General features: G+C 63.7%; 26 protein-coding genes and 1 tRNA gene. 19 read left to right on the top strand and 8 right to left on the bottom strand.

All coding sequences use genetic code 11. From position 1 onward, the window contains the following. The first annotated feature begins 690 nt into the window (after positions 1-690). The 8 genes from DDT93_RS01535 (at position 691) to DDT93_RS01495 (ending at position 7,268) form a co-directional block, all read left to right on the top strand. Positions 691-2,235: a terminase TerL endonuclease subunit gene (locus DDT93_RS01535; protein ID WP_157960063.1), complete on the top strand. Its 1,545-nt coding sequence runs from the start codon at positions 691-693 to the stop codon at positions 2,233-2,235. Then, positions 2,232-2,591 (top strand): HNH endonuclease, encoded by a 360-nt coding sequence (locus tag DDT93_RS27130; protein WP_109464026.1) that lies wholly within the window; start codon positions 2,232-2,234, stop codon positions 2,589-2,591. Before DDT93_RS01535 ends, DDT93_RS27130 begins: the two co-directional genes overlap by 4 nt. 18 nt (positions 2,592-2,609) lie before the next feature. Continuing rightward, the gene (locus DDT93_RS01525; protein WP_157960062.1) at positions 2,610-3,869 is read left to right on the top strand and encodes a phage major capsid protein; all 1,260 of its coding nucleotides are present in this window, start codon (positions 2,610-2,612) and stop codon (positions 3,867-3,869) included. 2 nt (positions 3,870-3,871) lie between these two features. Next, positions 3,872-4,459 carry an HK97 family phage prohead protease gene (locus DDT93_RS01520; RefSeq protein ID WP_109464024.1) on the top strand — a complete coding sequence of 196 codons (588 nt, stop codon included), beginning with the start codon at positions 3,872-3,874 and terminating at the stop codon, positions 4,457-4,459. After that, positions 4,456-5,019: a hypothetical protein gene (locus tag DDT93_RS01515; RefSeq protein ID WP_157960061.1), complete on the top strand. Its 564-nt coding sequence runs from the start codon at positions 4,456-4,458 to the stop codon at positions 5,017-5,019. Before DDT93_RS01520 ends, DDT93_RS01515 begins: the two co-directional genes overlap by 4 nt. Next, positions 5,019-6,101 carry a phage portal family protein gene (locus DDT93_RS01510; protein WP_109464022.1) on the top strand — a complete coding sequence of 361 codons (1,083 nt, stop codon included), beginning with the start codon at positions 5,019-5,021 and terminating at the stop codon, positions 6,099-6,101. The genes DDT93_RS01515 and DDT93_RS01510 overlap by 1 nt, the downstream gene beginning before the upstream one ends. Positions 6,102-6,123: 22 nt before the next feature. Then, the gene (locus DDT93_RS01505) at positions 6,124-6,498 is read left to right on the top strand and encodes a hypothetical protein (protein ID WP_109464021.1); all 375 of its coding nucleotides are present in this window, start codon (positions 6,124-6,126) and stop codon (positions 6,496-6,498) included. A gap of 332 nt (positions 6,499-6,830) precedes the next feature. Next, positions 6,831-7,268 carry a trypco2 family protein gene (locus tag DDT93_RS01495; protein WP_109464019.1) on the top strand — a complete coding sequence of 146 codons (438 nt, stop codon included), beginning with the start codon at positions 6,831-6,833 and terminating at the stop codon, positions 7,266-7,268. A 131-nt stretch (positions 7,269-7,399) separates the two neighbouring features. On the opposite strand, the gene DDT93_RS01490 is transcribed toward DDT93_RS01495, so the two are convergent. Further along, positions 7,400-7,475, bottom strand: a tRNA-Thr gene (locus DDT93_RS01490). A gap of 178 nt (positions 7,476-7,653) precedes the next feature. Between DDT93_RS01490 and DDT93_RS01485 the strand changes: the two genes are divergently transcribed. Continuing rightward, a complete protein-coding gene (locus DDT93_RS01485) occupies positions 7,654-8,529 on the top strand; it encodes a hypothetical protein (protein WP_109464018.1) in 876 nt (291 codons plus the stop codon). A 54-nt stretch (positions 8,530-8,583) separates the two neighbouring features. On the opposite strand, the gene DDT93_RS01480 is transcribed toward DDT93_RS01485, so the two are convergent. Beyond that, a complete protein-coding gene (locus DDT93_RS01480) occupies positions 8,584-8,841 on the bottom strand; it encodes a DUF2312 domain-containing protein (RefSeq protein ID WP_109464017.1) in 258 nt (85 codons plus the stop codon). Positions 8,842-8,989: 148 nt separating this feature from the next. On the opposite strand from DDT93_RS01480, the gene DDT93_RS01475 reads away from it, so the two are divergent. After that, the gene (locus DDT93_RS01475) at positions 8,990-9,208 is read left to right on the top strand and encodes a hypothetical protein (protein WP_109464016.1); all 219 of its coding nucleotides are present in this window, start codon (positions 8,990-8,992) and stop codon (positions 9,206-9,208) included. 24 nt (positions 9,209-9,232) lie between these two features. On the opposite strand, the gene DDT93_RS01470 is transcribed toward DDT93_RS01475, so the two are convergent. After that, a complete protein-coding gene (locus DDT93_RS01470; RefSeq protein ID WP_109464015.1) occupies positions 9,233-9,448 on the bottom strand; it encodes a hypothetical protein in 216 nt (71 codons plus the stop codon). A gap of 292 nt (positions 9,449-9,740) precedes the next feature. On the opposite strand from DDT93_RS01470, the gene DDT93_RS01465 reads away from it, so the two are divergent. The 4 genes from DDT93_RS01465 to DDT93_RS01450 are packed head-to-tail and all read left to right on the top strand — an operon-like array spanning position 9,741 to position 11,939. Continuing rightward, positions 9,741-10,604 (top strand): MBL fold metallo-hydrolase, encoded by an 864-nt coding sequence (locus DDT93_RS01465; RefSeq protein WP_109464730.1) that lies wholly within the window; start codon positions 9,741-9,743, stop codon positions 10,602-10,604. A gap of 37 nt (positions 10,605-10,641) precedes the next feature. Continuing rightward, complete coding sequence (locus DDT93_RS01460; RefSeq protein ID WP_109464014.1) at positions 10,642-11,070, top strand: YeeE/YedE family protein; 429 nt, start codon at positions 10,642-10,644, stop codon at positions 11,068-11,070. Then, the gene (locus DDT93_RS01455; protein ID WP_109464013.1) at positions 11,070-11,501 is read left to right on the top strand and encodes a DUF6691 family protein; all 432 of its coding nucleotides are present in this window, start codon (positions 11,070-11,072) and stop codon (positions 11,499-11,501) included. Before DDT93_RS01460 ends, DDT93_RS01455 begins: the two co-directional genes overlap by 1 nt. Before the next feature lie 9 nt (positions 11,502-11,510). Further along, positions 11,511-11,939, top strand: coding sequence for a TIGR01244 family sulfur transferase (locus tag DDT93_RS01450; protein WP_109464012.1), 429 nt, complete (start codon positions 11,511-11,513; stop codon positions 11,937-11,939). 4 nt (positions 11,940-11,943) lie between these two features. Here the strand turns inward: DDT93_RS01450 and DDT93_RS01445 are convergent, their stop codons facing one another. The 5 genes from DDT93_RS01445 to DDT93_RS01425 form a co-directional block, all read right to left on the bottom strand. After that, positions 11,944-13,077, bottom strand: coding sequence for a FliM/FliN family flagellar motor switch protein (locus DDT93_RS01445; protein ID WP_109464011.1), 1,134 nt, complete (start codon positions 13,075-13,077; stop codon positions 11,944-11,946). A 115-nt stretch (positions 13,078-13,192) separates the two neighbouring features. Then, a complete protein-coding gene (locus tag DDT93_RS01440) occupies positions 13,193-15,871 on the bottom strand; it encodes a sensor histidine kinase (RefSeq protein WP_109464010.1) in 2,679 nt (892 codons plus the stop codon). Continuing rightward, positions 15,871-16,176, bottom strand: a complete 306-nt coding sequence (locus tag DDT93_RS01435) for a hypothetical protein (RefSeq protein WP_109464009.1) — start codon at positions 16,174-16,176, stop codon at positions 15,871-15,873. Before DDT93_RS01435 ends, DDT93_RS01440 begins: the two co-directional genes overlap by 1 nt. Beyond that, a complete protein-coding gene (locus DDT93_RS01430; protein WP_109464008.1) occupies positions 16,173-16,553 on the bottom strand; it encodes a response regulator transcription factor in 381 nt (126 codons plus the stop codon). Before DDT93_RS01430 ends, DDT93_RS01435 begins: the two co-directional genes overlap by 4 nt. Positions 16,554-16,691: 138 nt before the next feature. Next, positions 16,692-17,999 carry a helix-turn-helix domain-containing protein gene (locus DDT93_RS01425; protein WP_109464007.1) on the bottom strand — a complete coding sequence of 436 codons (1,308 nt, stop codon included), beginning with the start codon at positions 17,997-17,999 and terminating at the stop codon, positions 16,692-16,694. Between the two features lie 222 nt (positions 18,000-18,221). Between DDT93_RS01425 and DDT93_RS01420 the strand changes: the two genes are divergently transcribed. The 5 genes from DDT93_RS01420 to DDT93_RS01400 all read left to right on the top strand — a co-directional run bounded on the left by DDT93_RS01420 (position 18,222) and on the right by DDT93_RS01400 (position 23,639). Then, positions 18,222-19,613 carry a substrate-binding protein gene (locus DDT93_RS01420; RefSeq protein ID WP_109464006.1) on the top strand — a complete coding sequence of 464 codons (1,392 nt, stop codon included), beginning with the start codon at positions 18,222-18,224 and terminating at the stop codon, positions 19,611-19,613. Positions 19,614-19,750: 137 nt separating this feature from the next. Next, on the top strand, positions 19,751-20,782 hold the full coding sequence (locus DDT93_RS01415; RefSeq protein ID WP_109464005.1) for a branched-chain amino acid ABC transporter permease: 1,032 nt from the start codon (positions 19,751-19,753) through the stop codon (positions 20,780-20,782). Between the two features lie 3 nt (positions 20,783-20,785). Then, positions 20,786-22,000, top strand: coding sequence for a branched-chain amino acid ABC transporter permease (locus DDT93_RS01410; RefSeq protein WP_109464004.1), 1,215 nt, complete (start codon positions 20,786-20,788; stop codon positions 21,998-22,000). Positions 22,001-22,010: 10 nt separating this feature from the next. Further along, a complete protein-coding gene (locus DDT93_RS01405) occupies positions 22,011-22,766 on the top strand; it encodes an ABC transporter ATP-binding protein (protein ID WP_109464003.1) in 756 nt (251 codons plus the stop codon). A gap of 117 nt (positions 22,767-22,883) precedes the next feature. Then, positions 22,884-23,639, top strand: a complete 756-nt coding sequence (locus DDT93_RS01400; RefSeq protein ID WP_109464002.1) for an ABC transporter ATP-binding protein — start codon at positions 22,884-22,886, stop codon at positions 23,637-23,639. Positions 23,640-23,689 lie beyond the last annotated feature (50 nt).

The raw sequence follows: 23,689 nt of genomic DNA, 5'->3' as shown, positions 1-23,689 counted from the left end.
GAGACGCGATAGCAGTAGGTAATGTCCCTGACGAAAGTTGGCTTGAGGAGTACTAAAGAGCACAGGGCTAGGCGGTGGGTCGGGAGCTACTGTGCAACCTCGTAGCAACTAATTCGAGCCGCCTATTCTTAGGTCCCCCCAATATGTGGGGATATCTCCACACATATCCACATTGTGATAACGGTGACAAATACAGTAGAGTGATTCGTGCAAAAGGAGGGATGCTCCAACACCCCTCCCTTTCTGGCTCCGGCGACCGGGGCCCATCACATGTGCAGCGATAGCATCGCAAACACAGGAGTAACGACCTAAGTGTGCCATGTGGTGGGCCTTATCGTCAACCGAAACCGCCCCTCTTACGACTATCAACGCGATTTTGAATTCCAAACGGAGCGTGGATTCGAACGACGATTAAAGCAACGAAGTTAGGGAACCCTGTTGGGGAGGAAGAGGTGCCGCCCAACTACCGGTGAAGGCGGGGACCACTGAATTAGGCAGAGTTCGTTTGACCCCTTCTGCGGTGACGGTGGCGTTTTCCTCAGAACTGGTATCCTAGACCATACCAAATCCTGAAGAACTTACCTTGAAGCGCTGTCGGACATATTGACCGACCGCCACGAAGAGTTTTTCTTATAACCTCTCGCAAGAACCACGGACGGTAGCGAGCTTCTTTTGTGGAGCTGCCTGCCCGTGACCCTGAAACTGTCCAAGACTCTCAAGAAAAAGCGTCCGACCACGGATGCAGATTTGCTGGCAGAGTGGCTTGCGGACAGCTTCATTGTCCCCGCCGGGATTAGCCGAGGACAGCCCCTCCTCCTGCACTCATTTCAGCTGGGTTTCCTAGAGGACCATCTGGCGCGCGATCCGGAGGACGGGGGACCGCTCTTCCGGACCTCTGTGCTTTCCACCCCCAGAAAGCTGGGCAAGACAACGCTCGCCTCCGCGCTGGTGCTGGGCCGTATGTGTGAAGACAGCCCGATCTTTCTGCCCAACTTCCGAGGCGCGATCACAGCCCCGACTGAGGGTCATGCGCTGATCGTTCCGCAAAACGCCATAGCCTTGCTAGAGGCTGTAGAGCGCGATGACCTCAAGCTGCGAAAGACCCCTGCCCCCGGCTATCTGAGTGGCCCCAAGGGCGGACACTTCGCAATCCTGACCGGCTCCAAGACACAGGGGCACGGCCAAGATCTCGACCTCGCCATTGTGGACGAGGCGGGCCTACTGCCGCGCCAATCCGAAACGCTCCAAAATGTGTTCGACGCGACCGCCGCCCGGGATGGCTCGGTGCTACTGACCGGCACCCGAGGCGATGCCCCCGAATACAACGAGATCATCAACAACCCCGACCGGCGGACGGCGGTGCACCTCTATGCCGCTGACAAGGAAGATGACCCCGCCGACCCGAAGGTATGGGCCAAGGCCAACCCCGGCCTTGGCAAGATCAAGTCGCGCCGGTTCATGGAGGACGCCTACGAGAAAGCGGCCAAGAGCGGGTCCACGGTTGAGTTTCAGGTATGGCAACTCAATGCCCCGCTATCCCCAACGCGTCAGCTCCTGCTTGAGTACCAAACCCTCTCGCGGGCCTATGACGAGGAAGCCAAGCCGATACCTGGGGAAAGCTGTTTCGTCGGGCTCGATCTGGGCGGCTCCGCGTCGATGACCGCCGCAACCATCGTTTTTGAACAGTCGGGCGTGATCCAGACGCTTGGGGCTTTCCCCTCTGCTGAGCTGGACCTCTACGCGCGAGGCAAGCGCGACATGGTAGGCACAACGTGGGTGGATTGTGCCGCGCGGGGAGAACTGTTCGAAACCTCCGGCGCGGTAACGGACGTGGCCGAGTTCCTTGAAGAGCTGGCAAAGCGGATCGGTCCGCACCCCGTGCTGTCCCTGTCCTGCGACCGATACCGAGATGCCGAGTGCCGCACAGCCATGGCACGGGCAAAGTTGGTCTGGCCGCTCAAGTACCGGGGCACCGGCCCCAAAGACGGCGACAACGATATCCGAGCAACCCGCCGCATGTTCCTGTCCGGCAAGGCCAAGCTGAAACGGTCTCTCCTGCTTGAGGCTTCCATGGGAGAGGCGGACGTCAAGGTCGCGGCTACCGGCTCGATGCAACTCGACAAGAGCCACCCCCACGCCCGCATTGACGTGGCCCAAAGCCTCGTCTTGGCCTGCTCCGCATACATCTCAAACTCCGATGCCCCGCCGCCTGAATACGAGGTGACGGTGATATGAGCGACAAAAGCACCATCAGCACCCACACTTGGAAGCGGTACAGCCGCCGCAGGGTGGCACATCGCGCAGGGTATCGCTGCGCGCATTGCCGCAAGTTCGTGGGCATGTCCGGCGACTGCGATCACATCATAGACCGCAAGGACTGCGAGGCCGCCGGGATTGATCCGTTCGACCTCACCAACGTGCAGTACCTCTGCAAATCTTGCCACTCCAAGAAGACGAATGCCGCGCGGTTTGCGGCGCATGTCACGCGTCCGCGCGCCCCACTTCGCAGAGTGAGGGTGAGAGGGAGAGCTTCCTACCTCGCTGCCGTGAATGAGCTCCGGTGCCAGCCACCCCAACAGACAACTTCATAAACCATGAAAGGAAGAAGAATGCTTAAGTCCCAAGAAATTCAGCTGGAGCAGTCCAAGCGCCGCGAGCGTATGGCTGAAATCCAGAAGGCCGAAACGGTCTCGGACGAGGGCCGCACCGAGCTGCGCTCCCTGACCGATGCCTACCAAGGCGCAGAAATCGAGCTGCGGGCCGCTATCGTGCTGGAAGATGCCGAGCGCGCCAAGATCAAGGTGGCAGACAAGAGCGAAACCGACTTCAGCCGCGAGTGCCGTTCCTTCAGCCTGTCCGCCGTTGTCGGCGCAATGGAGTCCGGCAAAGCTCTGGCGGGCCGCGAGGCCGAGGTGAGCGCGGAGCTGGAACAGCGCCACGGCAAGGCGCAACGGGGCGTCATGTTCCCGTTTGAAGCTCTGGAAACCCGCGATGATGCCACCATCCCGACCACGACCGGCTCCGGCGGTGACCTCGCCAGCCGCCCGACCATGCAGGCCCTTGAACGGCTGTTTGAACGGTCCGCCGCCGCCAAGTTCGGGGTGAAGGCCCTGCAGGTTACCGGCAAGCCCCGCTTCCCCGAAATGACCGCCGGGGCCTCTGCCTCGTGGGTTGGTGAAGGCGAGGGCGCCGACGCTGCGGCGATCACCACGACCGTCAAGGAACCGTCGATTCACACCCTGACCGCACGGTACCTGCTGAGCCGCCAAGCGGTGCGGGAAAACTCGGCCCTTGAAATCACCCTGCGCCGCGATCTTTCCGAGCTGCTGCGCGAGGGCATGGACCTTGCTTTCTTCCAAGGCACCGGGACCGGCAACCAGCCTTCCGGCTTGAACACCCTGTTGACCGGCGGGCAAGTGATCGACCTTGAGGCCGCTGTCATCAGCTACCCTACCCTGATCCGCAAGTGTACGGATGTCATGAGCTCGGCCAAGCTGAACGACCTTTCGGGCGTCAAGGTTGCGGGCCTGCCCTTCATGCTGGGCGACCTGCTGGCCCAGTCTTTCGGCGATGGTGCGACCCAGCTGGACATGCTGAAAAAGCAGATCCCCGGCGTGGCGTTTAGCAACCAAGTCGCAACAACTTCCGGCTCGGCTCCGGTGCTGGGCTCGATGTACCTGGGGGTTACCGACAACGTTGCCTTTGCGCCCACGTGGGGGGCTCCCGAGCTGATCGTTGACCCCTACTCGGAGTCGAAGACCGGCAAGCTGGCCCTGACCATTTTCAGCTTCACGGACATTCTGGTTCAGCGCCTGTCTACGCATTTCCTCAAGCTGGAAAACGTGGCCCAAGGCGAGGTCGCGGCCTGATCATGGAAACCCGCACCATCTGGGCCGCATCTGATCTAGAGGTGCGGCAACAGGGGGGCCTGCCCGCTATCGTGGGCAAGTTCCCTTACCTCGCCCTTGCGGTGCTTGCCGACCGGGGCACAGTCCGCAAGGAAACCATTGCTCCGGGAGCGTTTGAATTTTCGCTCTCGGACGCCACGCGGGAAATCAACCTCCTGTTCGGCCATTCGTTCGACAAGCCTCTTGCGTCCAAAAAGTCGAAGACGCTTGAGCTGGCCGATAGCGAAACGGCCCTTGAGTTCCGCGCGGTAATCCCCGCCGGGGCCGAGAAGGTTTCTCACGTGGCCGATGCTCTGGCCCTCGTGGGGGCTGGTCTGGTCAAGGGTGTTTCCCCCGGCTTCCGGGTACCGCCCAAAGACGTGGTGCCCAATGCCGAGGAACTGGTGCCCGAGGAAGGTAACCCCGGCGTCATGATCCGGCGGCTTAACCACCTCGTGCTCTATGAGCTGAGCCTAGTTACCCGCCCCGCCTACGAGGAAAGCGCCGCCGAGCTTCGGGACATGATCCGTGCAAACAATTGCACGGGCGAACACCGGGTACTCTTGCCATGAATGTTCTCTCCGTTGAAATGGCCCTTTCCTATAGCGGCTATAATTCCGACCGGGTGGCCGAGCTGGCGGACGAGGCCGGAATCTCTGAGGCCAGCTCCGCCAATCTGCTGGAAACCGCGTGGTCCATGATCGAAACCTACACGGGCCGCACGTATCGAGCTGTCTCGGCTGGCAAGCTGATCACCCGCGTTTACGCCACGCATGTGTTCCGGTGGCCGAGCTACCCCTACCCGCTTGCCCTGACGGTCGAGTATCTCCGCAACGGCACTTGGTTGGAGGACACGGGGGCCGAGTACATCGCCGATCTGGGCGAGGTAGAGCTACAAGGCGGCTCGATCTACCGGCTAACCCTTACCGATGCCATTCCGGCCTCGCCAATCGGTAGCCAGGTATCGGAGGCGGCCTACAAGCTCGCCCTCTATATGGCCGTCACCAACCCCGTTCTGCGCGAGTTCCGAAGCCAATCCGCCGGTGACAGCGCGTGGTCCAAGGAACAGCTCTATGGCCTGTTCTACGGGTCCGGTGCGGCCGCCATGCTTTCCAGCGAGGTGCGCTTCTGATGTGGCCCTTCAAGTCCAAACCCGGTCCCGAGATGGAACAGCGCGCCGCGTTTCCGGTGGTGACCCATACGTATATCGAGAACCGGCGAAAGGGCCTTCTGGCCGAGGGTGACGTTGCCCTCTCTGCCACGGTGCAGACGGCGGTGCATTACTGGCAGTCGGCATTCTCGATGCTGGAAATCCAGCCCGAGCCCCTGCCCGGTGACGTGCTGGCCCGTATCGGCCAAGACCTCGTCCTGCGGGGGGAAAGCTGCTGGCATATCCGGTTCGACGGCTCGGAGCTGCAATTGGTCCCAGTGGCCTACTGGGACGAACTGGGCAACGGCTGGTATCACCTGCATATCGTCCATCCCAACCATACCGAGTCCGTCCGCGCCCTAGAGGGCGAGGTGCTGAAACTCGTGATCAACCCGGATCCAGCTCAGCCTTGGCGGGGCCGGTCCCCGTTCCGCATGATGGGCCTTTCCGGTGTCCTGCTGGCCGAGATTGAAAACGCTATCTCCGGGGCCATGCCGATGGCTGGCAAGGGCCTCCTGCCCTTCCCGTCCACCATCGAAGCAACCGAGAAGGCCAAGGCCCTGTCTGGCCTGCAAGGCGGCTCTCTCGTGGCGATCACGTCCAAGGCTGATCACGCCGTTCATACCGGCGGGGACCGTGCCGAGTGGCGACGGGTGGAGCTGACCCCCGACCTGCAGAAGCTGGACATCAACACCTTTACCCAAGACCTTGCCAACCGGATGCTGACCGGCTGCGGCATTCCTCCGACCCTTATGACCGCTAACGGCAATGCTGGGGCCATGCGCGAGGGCTACCGCCTCTTTGCGCTGCAAACGGTCCTGCCGCTGTCCAAGCAGCTCCTGCCCGAGCTGCGGCGCAAGCTGAACGTAGGGGCCGTGTCGATCGACAGCATGTTGAGCGCCGATGTAGCGGGCCGAGCCCGTGCCGTGGGCGTTCTCGTCACGGCTGGCGTTCCTCTGCATATCGCAATGGAGCTGAGCGGCTGGACGGACCTCGCGCTGCCCATGTCCAAGGCCAAGCGCGAGCCAGAGCAAGCTAAGCGGAGCCAATCCAGTGCCACCTAGAAATGACCTGTCCCCCGTCCAGATGATGAAACGAGCCGCACGCAACAGTTTCCTTTGGAAAGAGGCCCTGCTCTACGAGCAAGCCCATGACGAGGACGGCAAGCCCGTAAAGCAAAACGGGATGTTCGCTTGGGATTTTGCAGAGTCCACTTTCGGCTATCGTGACCTTGCCCGAGAACGGGAAATCTTCACCGGCCTAGGAGCCTATGAGGGCAAGGCCCTTGTCACTGTGATAGCCGAAGTCACGCCCGCTGAGCGGCGATACATCAAGCTCGGCGGTGTCTTCTTTCAGGTTTCGGAAATCCACAACGCCGATACGGCTGGCTGCACCATTCGCTATCTTTGCCTGATCGACGGCAACAACCTAGAGATAAGGAATGACCAGCCATGGCCCTGATCCAGAGCAACCGGCCTCCCCTGCCCGGCCCCAACGCCACACATGACGAGCTGAGACAAGCGATGGCCGATCTAATTTTCTGGGCAACGACACATCACCTCGGAGCCCTCCTAAGGAATGGAGCGACAACTGCCGAAATTTTCCGACTTCGCCAGTTGGCAAGCCACTGCAAAGACGAACCGCTAAGGCGCGACTATTTCGTTGAGCTGGACCAATTGCTCCCAGTGCTGGACAAGTGGAACCTATCTTTTTGAGAAAGACGACTGGAACCAGTCTTACCAAGTTAACTCTCAGTATGTAGCATTGTGCCTTGCAAAGTTGTGAGGAGCGACATGGATCTTAAAGAATTTATTCAAGAAACGATCTCAGCTATCGCGGATGCAACCAGCGAGTTGCAGGAAAGGTATACCGAGAAGGAAATCCTGATAAATCCTCCCTCTGCACTAAACAATCACACAACATACAGTCCTGAGAGTAGAAACTACACTTATCGGCGCGTGCAGGACATCGAATTTGATGTGGCTGTCTCCGCGAGTTCCGAGAAATCAGTAGGTGGCAAGGGCGGTATTAAGGTCCTCTCGGTGGAGCTTGGAGCGCAGGGGGAAATCGCAAAGGCCGATGAGCATGTGAGCAGGGTTCATTTCAAGATACCGATCACTCTTCGACCGAGTGACAAAGAGAAGGAGAACCGCGAGCGGAAAGAGGAAGCCGACCGCGCCTTCCAAGAGAATCGCCAACCGAAGAGCGGCCCGTACGATTGGATGGGGTGAGTTACCGCCCTCGAGTCACCAGCGCACAAATCGTCTGTTGAATCCAAGTGGCTACTATGCGGCTACTTTCCCATGCGCAAAGACACGATGGGCGCGAAGATTTACGCAAGACTCTGATTTCATTGGATTAATGGTGCCCCCACACGGACTCGAACCGCGGACCTACTGATTACAAATCAGTTGCTCTACCAGCTGAGCTATAGGGGCCTTGGCAGACCGATTACTGTCTCTGCGCGCGCGCTGCAAGGGGAATGTCCGGTGGTTGCGGGGATGTGCCGGGGCGTGGCGGGGGTGCGGAGGTCGCGGGAGACCTTGGTGTTTGACTGCCCGGGGCCGAGCCGGTAACCCGGGACGACAAGACCACGTCCGGGGCGGCGACGAGACCATGCAGGTGATTTTCCACACAGGTGCGCATCACACCGATGACGAGCGCCTGCTGAAATGCCTTCTCAACAACAAGCAAGATTTCTCGCAACGCGGCATCGCGGTGCCGGGGCCCGGCAAGTACCGCACGCTGTTGAAGGATGCCTTCGGGGCGCTGGACGAGGCGCAACCTTCGGAGGATGCGCGCGACGTGCTGGTGGACGCCATCCTCGACGACGAGAAGGCAAACCGCCTGATCCTTTCCAACGCGAATTTCTTCGGGTCTCCCCGCTTCGCGCTTGGCGACGGGCAGCTCTATCCGCAGGCGACGCTGCGCCTGCACCAGCTGACCCAGCTGTTCTCGGGCGACCGGATCGAGATCTTCATGGCGATCCGCAATCCCGCGACCTTCGTGCCCAATATCCTCGGCAAGGCCAACGAACAGCAGCGCGAGAACATCCTGGCGGACAACCCGCCACGATACCTGCGCTGGTCGGAGCTTTTGCGCCGGATACGGAACGAACTGCCGGAACTCTCGCTGACGGTCTGGTGTCACGAGGACATTCCGCTGATCTGGGGGCAGATCATCCGCGACATGGCCGGGCTGGCGGAGGGCGAGCAGATCATCGGTGCCTTCGATATCCTGCGGGATATCATGTCGAAGGAAGGGATGCGGCGGTTCCGGGCCTATCTGAACGAGCATCCGGCGACCAGCGAGCGCAAGAAGCGGCAGGTCATGACCGCCTTTCTCGACAAGTATGCCGATCTCGAGGCGATGGAAGAGGAACTGGACCTTGAGGGCTGGACCGAGGCGCTGGTCTCGGAGCTGACCGCGCTCTACGATGTCGATGTGGCCGAGATACGGACGATCCCGGGTGTCCGCCTGATCGAGCCCTAGGCGGGCTCGGCAGCGGGTAGCGCCGGGCACGGATGACCGTACCCGGCTCTGAATTCAGACCATGCCGAGAGCCGACATGTAGAGGTCGAGCACGGCCTCCTGCTCGGCGAGCTTGTCGGCGTCCTGCTTGCGGCGCTTCACGATCGTCCGGATCGCGGCGGCATCGAACCCCTCGCCTTTCAGTTCGGCGAAGACTTCCTTGATCTGCTCGGCGACTTCCTTCTTCTCGTCCTCGAGCCGTTCGATCCGCTCGACAAAGCTGCGCAGACGGTCCGCGGTGACCTTCTCTGCATTTCCCAAATCGGTTTCCATGTATCCTACCTCGGCGTTTGCTCTTGCGCTCCAAGCCGGATAGCGCCCGCCCGGACGCGCTGCAAGTCTCAGTTGCTCTGGCGGGCCGGGTTGCGCGATGCCGCGCGATCCGTTAGGCGGCTCTCAGTCGGAAACGGAGTATTCGGGCATGTTGGACATCGTGATCTGGGTCGGAGCGGCCCTCTCGCTCGCGGGGCTTGCCGGCGTGATCTGGTGCATCCTCAAGGTGATGAAGGCGCGCCGCGCCGGCCTGACCGACGAACAGCTCCGCGCGGTGCTCGCACGGGTGCTGCCGATCAATCTCGGCGCCCTCTTCGTCTCGGTTCTCGGGTTGATGATGGTCGTGGCCGGAGCGATCCTGAGCTGACCGCACCGGCCGGGTGACGTTCGATCAGATCGGCAGATTGTCGAAACGGTCTTCGATGGCCTCGTCCAGCAGCACGGCGTTCAGATTGCGTAGCCTTGCCGGAACATGTTCGCCGTTGCGCGCGAGGCGCTCCAGCACACGGTTGAACTGCGGCTGGAGTTCCAGCCTCTTGGCAGCACTGGCGGCGATGATCCTGGCCTCCAGTTGTCGTGCGGTTTGAGACAGGTCTTGATCGGTCATGTCAGCCTCCCCTCTTGGCATGAGCCCCTGCGGGATGGACCATAGCACAGGAACCACCCCTCACCTTGCGGTGAATCGCCCACCGGCCGAATTTCGCCCCGCCCTCGCTCATCCGACTGATTTCATGCGTCGATTTCAGGCAGTTCACACCGCTCTGCCTCTGGTTCAGGCGAAATGTCGCCGCACACGCGCCAAGGGAGCCCGTGCCACTCTCAGAATCGCCGCTTGAAACATATTCATAAAATGCTATGTGTATGTCACACAGCCGAGGGAGAGTCGCATGACCGCGTCCATCAAACCCGAAGTGACCGCGTTTTTCGACGAGGTCACCAACACCGCCTCCTACGTCGTTCGCGATCCGCAGGGCACCGCATGTGCCATCATCGACAGCGTGCTGGATTTCGACCAGGCGTCGGGACGCACCTCGACCGCCTCCGCGGACGAGATCATCGCCTACGTGAAGAAGACAGGCCTCAAGGTGGAATGGGTTCTCGAAACCCACGTCCACGCCGACCACATGTCCGCCGCGCCCTACCTCCAGCAAGAGCTGGGCGGCAAGATCGGGATCGGCGCCAACATCACCGTGGTGCAGGACACCTTCGGCAAGATCTTCAACGAGGGCACCGAGTTCCAGCGGGACGGGTCGCAGTTCGACGCCCTGTTCACCGAGGGCGACAGCTTTCACATCGGCCAGCTGCGCGGCGACGTTCTGCATACGCCGGGCCACACCCCTGCCTGCATGACCTACGTGATCGGTGACGCCGCCTTCGTGGGTGACACCCTGTTCATGCCCGACTTCGGCACGGCGCGCTGCGATTTCCCCGGAGGCTCCTCGGCGACCATGTATGCGTCGATCCAGAAGATCCTCGCCCTGCCCGACGAAACGCGCATCTTCGTGGGTCACGATTACAAGGCACCGGGCCGCGATCAGTACGCCTGGGAAACCACCGTGGGCGAACAGAAGGCGCTGAACGTCCACATCGGCAAGGGCCGTCCGATCGAGGACTTCGTGGCCATGCGCGATGCCCGCGATGCGACGCTCGGGATGCCGCGCCTCATCCTGCCGTCGTTGCAGGTGAACATGCGCGCGGGCCAGATGCCCCCGGCGGACGAAAAGGGCAACGTTTTCCTGAAGCTGCCGGTCAACAAGCTCTGACTGCCGGTTTCGCAGAACTTACGACAGAAGGTAACAGATGGAACAGGATTGGATACTCGGGCTGATCGGCGGCCTCATCATCGGGCTGGCCGGGGCGGTCTTCCTCCTTGGCAATGGCCGCGTGATGGGTGCCAGCGGGATCATCGGCGGACTGGTCGACGGCTCGGGCCGAGCCAATGCCGCCGAGCGCATCGCCTTTATCGCCGCGCTGATCGCGGTGCCGGCGGTGCTGATGCTGCTGTTTGCGCCGGACAAATCCACCCATGTCACCGGCAATTGGCTGGTCCTCGTCGCTGCCGGGCTCTGCGTGGGCATCGGGACGCGGATCGCCAACGGCTGCACCTCGGGCCACGGCGTCTGTGGCATATCGCGGCTGTCGCTGCGCGGGATCGTGGCGACCGTCTTCTACATACTTGCAGGCGGGCTCAGCATCGTTCTGTTCCGTCACGGGTTGGGGATCATCTGATGCGCATTCTCCTTGCACTGCTCTCCGGCGGCCTCTTCGGAGCCGGGCTGTTCATCTCCGGCATGACCGACACCACCAAGGTTCAGGGCTGGCTTGACGTTTTCGGCCAGTGGGACCCGACACTCGCCTTCGTGATGGGCGGGGCGATGATCCCCATGGCCATCGCCTGGCGGCTGACCATCGGCCGTCGCCCGGTGGTGGGCGGAGAGTTCCCGAAGGCACCGCGCGCGGATATCGACAATCGGTTGGTGATCGGCTCGGTCCTGTTCGGGGTCGGCTGGGGGCTGGCCGGGCTCTGCCCCGGCCCCTCGCTCGCCTCGCTGTCCTACGGCGGTTGGGGCGGTTTCGTCTTCCTCGCGGCCATGCTGATCGGCATGGGACTCGCACCGACCATCACGGCGCGGCTGGACAGGACCCCGGCGGCGGCTTAAGGAATTGCCATGAACGCACATCAGCTTACCCCCCGCTATTTCGTTTCGCCCCAACTGGCTCCCGACGACTTTCGGGAAGCGGCCGAGGCGGGTTTCACCACCGTGATCTGCAACCGGCCCGATGCCGAGGTGCCCTCCAGCCTTCAGGCCGCCGCGATGCGCGAAGCCGCCGAGGCGCAGGGTCTGCGCTTCGAGGTGCTGGAACTGACCCATCAGACCATGACGCCCGAGAACGTGGCGCGTCAGCGCGAGATGATCGAAGGCTCCGAAGGTCCGGTCCTTGCCTATTGCGCCTCCGGCACCCGCTGTTCGGTGGTCTGGGCACTCGGTCAGGCACCGAGCATGTCGGCGGACGATATTCTGGAGACCACCGCGAACGCGGGCTACCAGCTCGACCACCTGCGGCCGCTGATCCAGCAGTTCGCCACCCTCGGCTGAGCGGTCATTCCTCTTCGGGCAGGGCCGGCAGGCCCTCGCCCATCGCGGGCCAGTCCGCCTCTCCCCCCTCTCCCGTTAGAACATCATCGCCGAGCCCTGCGAGTTCGGTGATTTCCTGTGCCGCGTCCTCCGGGCTGAGGTCGTCCAGCCCGAAATCCTGATCGTCGTTGATGGGCAAGGACATCGCCGGGGCCTCGTCGCCCGGCCAGTCCGCCGTGTCCGTCGCGAGCGCAGGGAAATCCCCTGGCGGCATCCCGCCATCTTCCGCACCGGGCAGCGGCGCGCCGGGCTCGAAGCCCTGCGGCACGCCCCCCCGGACCACTGGCGCCGACAGGAGCCGGATCGCCTTGAACCCGCCGGCCTGACCGAGGTGGGCCGCCGCGACCTGCCTGCCCTCGATGGTCAGCACCTCGGCGCGGTCGAGCAGCGGCTCCTCCAGCGGCAACAGCGCCCCGGGCGCGAGCCGCGACAGCTCCGTCAGGGAGAGCTGGAGCCGGCCGATGTTCACCGTGAGCTCGGCCCGCGCGGCGCCGACCACGCGCTCCATCCGGTCCGCCCCGGCGGGCAGTTCGCCCGTCTCGGCAACCTCGGGTTCGGGCAGCAGCAGGCGGAGGTTGCCCTGCCGGACCCCGCCCGCAAAGTCGAGCGTCAGGTCGAACAGGCGGAACCGGGCCGCATCGACGGCCAGCTGGAGAGCCCTGAGGTTGGCCGCCCGCGCACCGAAGCGAAAGCCACCCAGCAGCAGCTTTTCATCCGGTAGTTCCGTCAGCGCGCAGGCCCGTTCGATTGCCGCGTCCAGCAATGGGGCTGCGAGGGCTGCATCGGTGTTGGTGAAGGGCCGGTCCGCCGGTTCGGCCGAGGTGACTTGCCCGGTGGTCTGATGCTGGATCAGCGCGGCGATGCAGCTGCGGTCAAGGTCCGCCGCCCCGACCCGCCCCTCCGGCCCGTCCAGCAGGATCAGCAGACGTTCGTCGCCCATCACCTGTTCCAGCCCGTCCTGCGCGACGCGCGACCGGGTCGCCCCGATGACGAGGACGGGCATCCCCAGTTCGTCCCGCGCGGCACGCGCCAGACCCAGCCGAAGCGCCGCCAGCGCCGAGCGACCGCCCGATGGCGCAGCCTCGCGGCCCGCAGCCATCTTGCGCTGCTTCGCTGATATCGGTCCTGTCGCTGCCATCGCCTCCGGCCCGGCTCCGGGGTTGCCTGTCAGGCCGGTCTAAGCGGCGATGGTTACGATCCGCTTTACACCCGCTCTACTCGGCGGCCATTTTGCCCCGTCCGGGCAGCACCACGCGGAACGCGCCGCCACCCTGCCCCGGCAGGTAGCGGATATCGCCGCCCAGCCGTTCCATGATCTCGCGCGAGATGGCGAGGCCGAGCCCCGCCCCGCCCGCCTTTTCGGCACCGACGCGGGCGAATTTTTCGAAGACAAGCGCCTGCGAGTCCACGGGAACACCGCTGCCATTGTCGATGAAATCGACCAGCAGTCGATCATGCTCGACCCTTGTCTCGATCCGCAGTTCGGGCTTGTCTGCATCGCAGTATTTCTGCGCGTTGGCGATGAGGTTGATGAAAACCTGTGCCAGCCGGTCGAGGTCGGACCGGAGGGTCATCTCCTCGCCTTCGCGATTGCGATGGATGGTGAGGGCGCGGCCATCGCCCGGCAGAGCCGAGGACACCGCGTGGTCGAGCACCTGCGACAGCGGGCCGGAACTTACGTTCAGGCTCACTTGCCCGCTTTCCAGAACCGAGAGATCCAGCAGGTCGTTCAGCAGCCGGGTCAGGCGCACCGCTTCGTCGTGGATGATCGCCGCGTACCGGCGTTTTTCCTCCTGCGACAGCCCCTCGGTATCGCGCAGGATCTCCGAGAAGGCCCGGATCGAGGTCATGGGGGTGCGGAGTTCGTGGCTGACCTGGCTCAGGAACGCATCCTTCTGCAACGAGATCTGCGTCAGCTTTTCGTTGGCTTCGCGCAGCTTTCCGGCGGTCCGGCTGAGTTCGGCCGACTGCGCTTCGAGCTTGCTGGAATACTCCAGCATCTGCGCGGATTCATCGGCGACCGCCAGCAGGTCCTGCACCGAGACCGAGCTGCCGCCGACGATTTGCCCGATCATGGCGTGCGCCGTGGCCGCCCCGACCGATCCGGCGAGCTGGCGCTCGAGGCGTTCGAGGAAAGCTGGCGTGGGCTCGGGCAGATGGCCGCGCCCCCCCTGCAGCGCCGCCTCGCGCTGGAACAGCGCGCGCGCGTCCTTGGCGCCGAGGATACGCTGGGTCATGACCATCAGGTCCTCGCTCTGCGCCACCGAACCGGTCCAGCCGCGCGGGCCGGCGGAGTGGTCGTAGATGTTGACGAACTGGGCGCCCTGCAGCCGCTCCAGCGGGCTTGGGAAACTTGCCAGCGAGACGATGCAGAAGACCATCGTGTTGAGCGTGAGGCTCCAGAGGACGCAATGCACGATCGGGTCCAGCCCCTCGATCCCGAACAGTGCGTGCGGGCGCAGCCAGCCGAGGCCGAAGAGCCCCTCTGCCATGACTTTGCTGGACAGGAGGCCGTTGCCGAGCCCCGGCAGCAGCAGCGAAAACAGCCAGATGGCAAAGCCGATGCCCAGCCCTGCCAGCGCCCCCGTCCGGGTCGCGCCGCGCCAGTAAAGCCCGCCGACCAGCGCGGGCAGGATCTGGGCCACCCCGGCGAATGAGATCAGGCCGATGGCGGCCAGCGCAGCGCCGCCGCCCGAGAGCTGGAAGTAGAGCACGCCAAGCGCCATGATCCCGCCAATGGCCACGCGGCGGGCCAGCAGGACGACCTTGCGCACATCCCCTGACTGCGACGCGCCCTGCTTGCGGGAGGAGAGCCAGATCGGCATCACCACGTGGTTCGAAAGCATGGTCGACAGCGCCATCGCTGCCACGATCACCATGGACGTCGCCGACGAGAAACCGCCGATGAAGGAGAGCATCGCCAGCCCCTCGCGCCCCTGGCTCAGGGGCACCGTCAGCACGAAGAGATCGGGGTTCTCCCAGGCCGGCATCAGGTCCAACCCGACCGCGGCGATGGGAACTACGAAAAGGCTCATCAGCAGCAGGTAGAATGGGAACGCCCATGCCGCCGTGCGCAGGTGGCGCTCGTCGTCATTCTCGACCACCATCACCTGGAACATGCGCGGCAGGCAGACAAAGGCGGCGGCGGCAAGGAAGGTGATCGCCGTCCATCGTCCGCCATCGACGCGCCAGTGGCCGATGGGCGAGGCGTCGATGCGCGCCAGGGTCCCGGCCACGCCGCCCGAGAGCCCCCAGACCACGAAGATGCCGACGGCCAGCAGTGCCACAAGCTTGACCACCGCCTCCAGCGCGATGGCCATGACAACGCCGTGGTGGCGTTCGTTGGCGTCGAGGTTGCGCGTGCCGAACAGGATGGCAAAGACCGCCAGCCCGGCGGCAACCCATATCACGCTCGAATCCTCGTGGTAACCGCGCGTCGGGTCAGCTTCTGCAAAGATTGAGAAAGACAACGTAATGGACTGGAGTTGCAGGGAAATGTAAGGGGTTACGCCGATCACGGCGAGGATGGTTACCCCGATCGCCAGCACGTTGGATTTGCCATAGCGCGACGACAGCAGGTCGGCGATGGAGGTGATCCGCTGGCTGCGCCCGATGCGGACCAGTTTGCGCAGACCCCACCACCAGCCGACCATGACCAGCGTCGGGCCAAGGTAGATGGTGACGAATTCGAGCCCCGACCGTGCGGCGTAGCCAACCGCCCCGTAGAAGGTCCAGGCAGTGCAGTAGATCGACAGCGACAGGGTGTAGACCAATGGCGAGCGCAGCCATGTACTGCGCCCCTTCGCCGCCATTCGATCCGCCGCGAAGGCGACCCCGAACAGCAGGGCCACGTAACCGAAGCAGACCAGCAGGAGCAGGTTCAGCGAGGCCATCAGTCCCGCCCCTGGCCGCCCATGCCTTCGGAGCGTCCCCAGTGCCGGGCGCTCAGCCCGAAGACGGCGGCCGCCGCGATCAGCGCGGCCCAGCAGCCAAAGACGTAGAGAAAGGCGCTCGACATCGTCACCGCCTCGCCTTCCGGCCCGCCCTCCGCCTCGGGCCAGAGCAGGGGTACGAGGAACAGACCCGCGCCCAGCAGCGGCAAGAGCCGGGCCGCATCCATCAGGCGCCGACGGCGATAGCTCTGGCGTTCGAGGAACACCACCTTGGCGCCCGGCGGTTCCCCGGCGCCCTCGCTCATGACTTTGACGCCTGCGCCACGAGATCCCGCACGGCAGTCATGACCTCGGCGTTGGAGAACGGCTTGGTCATGAACCGGCTGACGCCTGCCTTTTCCGCCATCTCGCGGTCACGGGCCTGCCCGCGTGCGGTCAGCATCAGTACTGGCAGTGTCTTCAGGTCGTCGATGCCGCGCAGGTCGCGCAGGATGTCCATGCCGCTCCGCCCCGGCAGCATCATGTCCAGTATCACGAGGTCGGGCCGTCCCGCCCGCACCTTCTCGACCGCATCCGTCCCGTCGGAATGGGTATCGACCTCCCAGCCATCCCGCGTCAGCAGGAACCGGATTGCTTCTATGATGTTCGGCTCGTCCTCTATCAGCAGAACGCTTCGGCCCATGTTCGTCCTTCCTCCCCCAAGGACCCCGGCGGACGGTGCCGGGGTCGGAGCAATCTAGACCCGCGCCGTTTGCCCTGTCAAAACTCTTTGGTACCGCGCTCCGCGATTGAGCCGCTCTGCAGCATAAGGTGTACGGTCTCAGAACTCCGCCCGCAGGATCGAGGCCTCGCGCCGCGCCGGGCAGCCCTGCTGCGGGCAGACCCGGCAGCTGCTGCCGACCTCTCTCGGTGTGCTTTCGTTCGTGTCACCTGCGGCAACGGGCAGGATCAGCATCCCTGCCTGATAGAGCGGGTCCTCGGTCGCACCCGACACGCCCTGTGGCCAGGCATAGGCCACACAGTCGAACTGCGCGGCGGACCGGCCCAGTTGCACGACGCGGCGGCGCACCGGGACCAAGGGGCGGGACAGCGCGAGGTAGAGAGGCCAGAGGGGGCATGGCGCCCCGAACCGGGGCATGGCAAAGCCGTTGACGTTCCGGCGGAACAGCACGCTGCCCGAAGCGTCGCAGATCACAAGACCGACGCCACCCGGCACCAGCGCCTCGGGCATGGCGCCGAGCCGCCGCATGACCTGCGGGATGCCCGCGCCGAGCGTTGCGGCGAGCGCCAGCGGGTCCGGCCCCAGCCGACCGAGCGCCTCGCTGAAGGGAGCAAGCGGCAGGTCCGTTGCATCGCTCTGATACTGGATCAGAAAATCCCGCGCGATGTGCCGCGCCGCATTCGACGCAAGACCCCGGTCCGCCGCGACGACCTCCTCCGGGGTCTCGGCTCCGGTCTCGAGCTCGGGGAAATGGTATCCGCGCGCCGCGACAAGCGCCTCCGCCTCTTCCCGTGGCACGCCCCGTCGCGCCTCGCCGCTTTCGCTGTCGTCGAGATAACGGACTAGCGCCTTGCTGCTCTCCGCCAGACGCCGGCTATCGACGTTCAGGTTGCGGTGGAACCTGTCGCGCCACTCGGCCTCCAGTTCGCCGGTCTCGGCAAGGATCGACGCGGTCGACCGGATGGCGGCGGCGGTCGAGAGGACCTCGTGCAAGGACGACGCAAGGTGTGGGTCGTGGGTCAGCCGGTCCGACAGGGTTTCCACCGTGTTTTCCAGCGTCGCGATGCGGCGATAGCCCAGTGCCAGCACTTCGGCCCAGCCCGGAAAGCGCCCGGCGAATTCGTCGGCCCGATCGGTCTCGGCCTGGACCGCGCCCGCATCCGCCGCCGCCTCGCGCAGCGTGGCGATCAGCGCCGCCTCCGCCCCCTCGGTCAGCATGGAGGGCTCGACCCCGAGCACCCGGGCGATGTTGAGCAGTAGTTTTCCGCCGATTCTGCGGCGGTTGTGTTCGATCAGGTTGAGGTAGGAGGCCGAGATACCTATCTGCTTTGCAAGGTCGGCCTGGCGCAGGCCAGAGATCAGCCTCCGCTCGCGGATCCGGCTTCCGGTGAGGCTGTCACGCGGCATTCCTCCTCCTTATCCTTTTATTTCAAAGGCTTTCTGCGCTGCGATATAAGTGTATTTACAGAAACCCTCTCTCCCCTGTTTATTTGTTTACAGAAATATCGTTAAAATCAAGTAGCTTATTGCGAAATTTTCCACCCTGCCCAACACTTCGATTTGCACAGAAGTGCCAGCAATGCGTCGTTGAGGAGCGTCGCCTTGCGTTTCACAAAAGGGAGGATTTTCATGTCCAAGACAGATGTCACGCGGCGTGGCATGCTGAAAACCGGTGCCATTGCGGGCGCCGGTGTCGCATTGCCAACCATTTTCACCGCCTCATCCGCCTCGGCCTATACCAACGAACCGACCGGCAGCAGCGTTACTCTCGGCTTCAACGTACCCCAGACCGGCCCCTATGCCGACGAAGGCGCGGACGAACTGCGGGCGTACCAGTTGGCCGTCGAGCACCTGAATGGTGAAGGCGACGGCGGCATGATGAACACCTTCAGCTCCAAGGCGCTGAAAGGGAACGGGATCCTCGGCAAGAAGGTCGAGTACGTCACCGGCGACACGCAGACCAAGTCGGACGCCGCCCGCGCATCGGCCAAGTCGATGATCGAAAAGGACGGTGCCATCATGATCACCGGCGGCTCGTCCTCGGGCGTTGCCGTGGCCGTGCAGGGCCTCTGCCAGGAAGCCGGCGTGATCTTCATGGCGGGTCTCACCCACTCGAACGACACCACCGGCAAGGACAAGAAAGCGAACGGCTATCGCCACTTCTTCAACGCCTACATGTCCGCCGCCGCCCTCGCCCCCGTGCTGGAAAAACTCTACGGGAAAGAGCGCCGCGCCTATCACCTGACCGCAGACTACACCTGGGGCTGGACGCAGCAGGAATCGATCCAGGCCGCGACCGAGGCCATGGGCTGGCAGACCGTCAACAACGTGCTGACCCCGCTCGCCCAGACCGACTTCAGCTCCTACATCGCGCCGGTCATCAACTCTGGCGCCGACGTGCTGGTCCTGAACCACTACGGCGGGAACATGGTCAACTCGCTGACCAACGCCGTGCAGTTCGGCCTGCGTGAAAAGCAGGTGAACGGCAAGAACTTCGAAATCGTCGTGCCGCTCTACTCCGAGCTGATGGCCAAGGGTGCGGGCAAGAACATCGCCGGTATCGTCGGCTCGCAGAACTGGGACTGGAAACTGGAAGACGAGGGCACCAAGGCCTTCGTGCAGTCCTTCGGCACCAAGTACGGCTTCCCGCCGAGCCAGGCCGCACAGACCTGCTATGCCCAGACCCTGCTCTATGCGGACGCCGTGGAACGGGCGGGTTCGTTCGACCCCTGCGCCGTGGGCGAGGCGCTGGTTGCCGGCGACAGCTCGCTGCCGGGCATCAGCTCGGACTCGAACAAGGGCTTCCTGTTCGACGGCCTCGGCAATGGCCAGACCCTCTACCGCAGCGCGGATCACCAGTGCTTCAAGGACGTTCTGGTGGTGCGCGGCGCCGAAAACCCCTCGGACGAATTCCACCTGGTGGAAATCGTCGAGGTCACCCCGGTGGCACAGGTCTGGTACGAACCGGATCACCCGATGTTCGCCGGTGGCGAACTCGGCCAGTGCAACCCCGGCGCCTGAACCAGAACACGGATGGGGCACCGCCCCATCCCATCCACGAGACCCGGAGCAGGATGGGCCCAACCCATCCTGCAACCGTCCCCGGCTGATGCGGGCGGCGGACCGACTCTGACAACTCACATTCCAGGTGGGGACCGATGGACGCAATCATCCTTCAAATCCTGAACGGGCTCGACAAGGGTTCGGCCTATGCGCTGATCGCGCTCGGGCTGACCCTGATCTTCGGCACGCTCGGCGTGGTCAACTTCGCCCACGGGGCGCTCTTCATGATCGGCGCCTTCTGCGCGGTCACGATGCAGCGCCTGCTGACCCTCAGCTTTGAAACGGTCGATCCGACCAAGACCGACTTCCTCGGCAAGCCGATGAAGATCAAGACGCACTACGTGGAGGCCTGGTTCGGCCCCGATGTCGGCGCCAGTCTCGTCGACTGGGCGGTGCCGCTGTCGATCCTTCTGGCGATCCCGGTGATGCTGATCATCGGCTACGTGATGGAACGCGGGCTGATCAAGCACTTCTACAAGCGCCCCCATGCCGACCAGATCCTCGTGACCTTCGGCCTCGCCATCGTGCTGCAGGAGATCGTCAAGCACTACTACGGCGCCAACCCGATCCCCACCGGCGCGCCCGCGGCGTTCCGAGGCTCCTTCGATTTCGGCCAGTTGCTGGGCTTTGATCCCAACGTGATCATCTACCCCTACTGGCGCATGGTCTACTTTGCCTTCGCCGCCGTCATCATCGGCGCTGTCTTTGCCTTCCTGCAGTTCACCACCTTCGGGATGGTCGTGCGCGCCGGTATGGCGGACCGCGAGACCGTCGGCCTGCTGGGCATCAACATCGACCGCCGCTTTACCATCATGTTCGGCCTCGCCGCCGCGGTGGCGGGCCTCGCCGGGGCGATGTACGCGCCGATCAACTCACCAAACTACCACATGGGGATGGACTTCCTGGTCCTCAGCTTCGTCGTTGTCGTGGTCGGCGGCATGGGCTCCCTGCCCGGTGCCGTCGCCGCAGGCTTCCTGCTGGGCATCCTCGAGGCCTTCGCCTCGATGAACGAGATCAAGTCGATCCTGCCCGGCATCGACCAGATCATCATCTACCTTGTGGCAATCATCATCCTGCTGACCCGGCCCCGCGGCCTGTTGGGTCGCAAGGGCGTGATGGAGGAGTAACCCATGCTCGGACTCGACAAGAAAGACACCACGCTCATGCTGGTTGTCGCGGCCCTGGCCCTGCTGGCGCCCTTCATCCTGAACCCCTTCCCCGAAGGCAGCGCGATGGCGCAGTTCAACGCGGGCTATCCCGACCTGATGCAGCGCTTTGCGATCTACGGGATCCTCGCGATCGGCTTCAACATCCTCTTCGGCCTGACCGGCTATCTCAGCTTCGGTCACGCCGCCTTCCTCGGCGTCGGCTCCTATTCGGCGGTCTGGATGTTCAAGCTGCTGAGCTACAACGTGATCCCCGGCATCATCCTCTCGGTGATCGTCGCCGGGCTGTTCTCGGTGGTGATCGGGTTCATCTCGCTGCGCCGGTCGGGCATCTACTTCTCGATCCTGACGCTGGCCTTTGCGCAGATGTCCTACAACCTCGCCTACTCGGTGCTTGGCAACCCGAGCTCCAACTTCAACCTGACCAACGGCGAGACCGGGCTGCAGGTCTATGCCTCCGACCCGCAGATCCTCGCCTCTGCCAGTGCGCCGGAGGTGCCGCATCTCTTTGGTGTCGCCATGCGCTCGAGCTATCAGCTGGAGGTGGGCAGCTGGCTCTTCACCTTCAACGCGGGCTACTATCTCTGCGCGGTGATCCTGATGCTGTCGTTCTACGTCTCGGTCCGCATCTTCCGCTCGCCTTTTGGCATGATGCTGCGCGCGGTGAAGTCCAACCAGCAGCGGATGAACTACACGGGCCTCCACACCCGGCCCTATACGCTGGCCGCCTTCGTGATCTCGGGCATGTACGCCGGTCTGGCCGGTGGGCTCCTCTCGACGATGGACCCGCTGGCAGGCGCCGAGCGCATGCAGTGGACCGCCTCGGGCGAGGTCGTGCTGATGACCATCCTCGGCGGCGCCGGTACCCTGCTCGGGCCGGTCGTGGGCGCAGGGTTCATCAAGTACTTCGAGAACATCTTCTCCAAGATCAACGAGGGCGTGCTGCACCAGTGGTTCGGCTTCCTGCCCGACGGGATGGAGAGCGCGGTGATCTGGGTAGTTGAGCATTTCGTCGGACCCGGCTGGCACCTGACCCTCGGCCTGCTGTTCATGCTCGTGGTGACCTTCCTCCCCGGTGGCCTCGTGCAGGGCGGACAGCACCTCTGGCGTCTCCTCGCGGGCAAGTCCCGCAAGGAGGAGCACGCCAAGACCGAAACCCAGTCCACCCCTGCCGAGTAAGGAGACCGTGATGGGCATTCTCGAAGTCAAGAACGTCAACAAGCGGTTCGGCGGGCTGAAGGCGTTGAGCGACGTCAACCTATCGATCGCCGAGCATTCGGTGCACGCCATCATCGGGCCGAACGGCGCGGGCAAGTCCACCCTGCTGAACTGCCTCGTGGGCAAGCTGATCCCCGACACCGGTTCGGTCATGTTCGATGGCCAGTCGGTGCTGGGCCGCGCGCCCTACGAGATCAACCAGATGGGTATCAGCCGCGTGTTCCAGACGCCGGAGATCTTCGGCGACCTGACGGTGATGGAGAACATGATGATCCCCTGCTTTGCCAAGCGGGACGGTGCCTTTGAGCTGAACGCGCTGACCTCGATCGTGAAGCAGAAGGACATCATCGAACGCGCCGAGCACATGCTCGAGGACATGAACATGATCGACAAGCGCAACATGCACGCGGCCTCGATGTCGCGCGGCGACAAGCGGCGGCTCGAGATCGGCATGTGCCTCAGCCAGGAGCCCCGGCTCCTGCTGCTCGACGAACCGACCGCCGGGATGGCGCGGGCGGACACCAACAACACCATCGACCTGCTGAAGCAGATCAAGGACACCCGCGACATCACCATCGCGATCATCGAGCACGACATGCACGTGGTGTTCTCGCTGGCCGAGCGCATCACCGTGCTGGCCCAGGGCTCGCCGCTGGTCGAGGACACGCCTGAAAAGATCAAGGGCCACCCGAAGGTGCGCGAAGCGTATCTCGGCGAGAGCGCCTGACGCTAGGCCCGGCTCCCGCGCCGGGGACGAAACCAAACCCCGCCCCGGCCCCCGCGCCGGGGCCCCGACCCAAACCACGAGGCCCCGGAGCAAGTCCGGGGCGGGAGAGCACAGACCATGAATGTCAAACCAGACTTTTCCAAGCACTCGAACCAGGCGGCGACCGCCCCGGCCTTCCTCTCGGTTTGGGATATCCACGCCTACTACGGCGAGAGCTACATCGTGCAGGGCGTGAACTTCAACGTGCACGAGGGCGAGATTCTCGCGCTGCTGGGGCGCAACGGGGCCGGAAAGACCTCGACTTTGCGCGCCATCGCGCGGGTGGGCGACCCCGAACTCAAGCACGGCGAGATCTGGCTGGATCACCAGCCGCTGCACACGATGGCGAGCCATCAGGCTTCTGCCGCGGGCCTTGGTCTCGTTCCCGAAGACCGCCGCATCATTCCCGGGCTGACGGTCGAAGAAAACCTCCAGCTTGCCCAGATCGCCCCGCCGATCGGCTGGTCGATCGAGCGCATCTACGAGTTGTTCCCGCGCCTTGGCGAGCGACGCAAGCAGGAGGGCGTGACGCTCTCGGGCGGCGAGCAGCAGATGCTGGCCATCGGCCGGGCGCTGTGCCGTGACCTCAAGGTCCTGCTGCTGGACGAGCCCTACGAGGGGCTGGCGCCGGTTATCGTCGACGAGATCGAGAAGACGCTGGTCACCATCAAGGAACTTGGCATCACCACGATCATTGTCGAACAGAACGCCGTCCGCGCGCTCGAACTGGCCGACCGCGCCGTGATCCTCGACACCGGCAGCGTGGTGTTCGACGGGACCGCCTCCGAAGTCCTGCAGAATGCCGAGTTGCGGGCGGAATACCTGGCGATCTGACGGCTCTGCTCCGGCCTCCTGCTTTTAAGGCAAAATGAGGTGGAAAAGGC

It is taken from the genome of Albibacillus kandeliae (genome assembly GCF_003116585.1).
GTDB classification, from domain to species: Bacteria; Pseudomonadota; Alphaproteobacteria; order Rhodobacterales; family Rhodobacteraceae; genus Albibacillus; species Albibacillus kandeliae.
This window is presented reverse-complemented; position numbering and strand designations above follow the sequence as displayed.

Coding starts and splice junctions, on each gene's coding strand:
- DDT93_RS01400 (WP_109464002.1), top strand. CDS start 22,884: ATGAATGTCAAACCAGACTTTTCCAAGCACTCGAACCAGGCGGCGACC.
- DDT93_RS01415 (WP_109464005.1), top strand. CDS start 19,751: ATGGACGCAATCATCCTTCAAATCCTGAACGGGCTCGACAAGGGTTCG.
- DDT93_RS01495 (WP_109464019.1), top strand. CDS start 6,831: ATGGATCTTAAAGAATTTATTCAAGAAACGATCTCAGCTATCGCGGAT.
- DDT93_RS01480 (WP_109464017.1), bottom strand. CDS start 8,841: ATGGAAACCGATTTGGGAAATGCAGAGAAGGTCACCGCGGACCGTCTG.
- DDT93_RS01410 (WP_109464004.1), top strand. CDS start 20,786: ATGCTCGGACTCGACAAGAAAGACACCACGCTCATGCTGGTTGTCGCG.
- DDT93_RS01420 (WP_109464006.1), top strand. CDS start 18,222: ATGTCCAAGACAGATGTCACGCGGCGTGGCATGCTGAAAACCGGTGCC.
- DDT93_RS01475 (WP_109464016.1), top strand. CDS start 8,990: ATGTTGGACATCGTGATCTGGGTCGGAGCGGCCCTCTCGCTCGCGGGG.
- DDT93_RS01525 (WP_157960062.1), top strand. CDS start 2,610: ATGCTTAAGTCCCAAGAAATTCAGCTGGAGCAGTCCAAGCGCCGCGAG.
- DDT93_RS01450 (WP_109464012.1), top strand. CDS start 11,511: ATGAACGCACATCAGCTTACCCCCCGCTATTTCGTTTCGCCCCAACTG.
- DDT93_RS01460 (WP_109464014.1), top strand. CDS start 10,642: ATGGAACAGGATTGGATACTCGGGCTGATCGGCGGCCTCATCATCGGG.
- DDT93_RS01405 (WP_109464003.1), top strand. CDS start 22,011: ATGGGCATTCTCGAAGTCAAGAACGTCAACAAGCGGTTCGGCGGGCTG.
- DDT93_RS01435 (WP_109464009.1), bottom strand. CDS start 16,176: ATGAGCGAGGGCGCCGGGGAACCGCCGGGCGCCAAGGTGGTGTTCCTC.
- DDT93_RS01505 (WP_109464021.1), top strand. CDS start 6,124: ATGATGAAACGAGCCGCACGCAACAGTTTCCTTTGGAAAGAGGCCCTG.
- DDT93_RS01510 (WP_109464022.1), top strand. CDS start 5,019: ATGTGGCCCTTCAAGTCCAAACCCGGTCCCGAGATGGAACAGCGCGCC.
- DDT93_RS01445 (WP_109464011.1), bottom strand. CDS start 13,077: ATGGCTGCGGGCCGCGAGGCTGCGCCATCGGGCGGTCGCTCGGCGCTG.
- DDT93_RS27130 (WP_109464026.1), top strand. CDS start 2,232: ATGAGCGACAAAAGCACCATCAGCACCCACACTTGGAAGCGGTACAGC.
- DDT93_RS01455 (WP_109464013.1), top strand. CDS start 11,070: ATGCGCATTCTCCTTGCACTGCTCTCCGGCGGCCTCTTCGGAGCCGGG.
- DDT93_RS01440 (WP_109464010.1), bottom strand. CDS start 15,871: ATGGCCTCGCTGAACCTGCTCCTGCTGGTCTGCTTCGGTTACGTGGCC.
- DDT93_RS01470 (WP_109464015.1), bottom strand. CDS start 9,448: ATGACCGATCAAGACCTGTCTCAAACCGCACGACAACTGGAGGCCAGG.
- DDT93_RS01430 (WP_109464008.1), bottom strand. CDS start 16,553: ATGGGCCGAAGCGTTCTGCTGATAGAGGACGAGCCGAACATCATAGAA.
- DDT93_RS01425 (WP_109464007.1), bottom strand. CDS start 17,999: ATGCCGCGTGACAGCCTCACCGGAAGCCGGATCCGCGAGCGGAGGCTG.
- DDT93_RS01520 (WP_109464024.1), top strand. CDS start 3,872: ATGGAAACCCGCACCATCTGGGCCGCATCTGATCTAGAGGTGCGGCAA.
- DDT93_RS01485 (WP_109464018.1), top strand. CDS start 7,654: ATGCAGGTGATTTTCCACACAGGTGCGCATCACACCGATGACGAGCGC.
- DDT93_RS01515 (WP_157960061.1), top strand. CDS start 4,456: ATGAATGTTCTCTCCGTTGAAATGGCCCTTTCCTATAGCGGCTATAAT.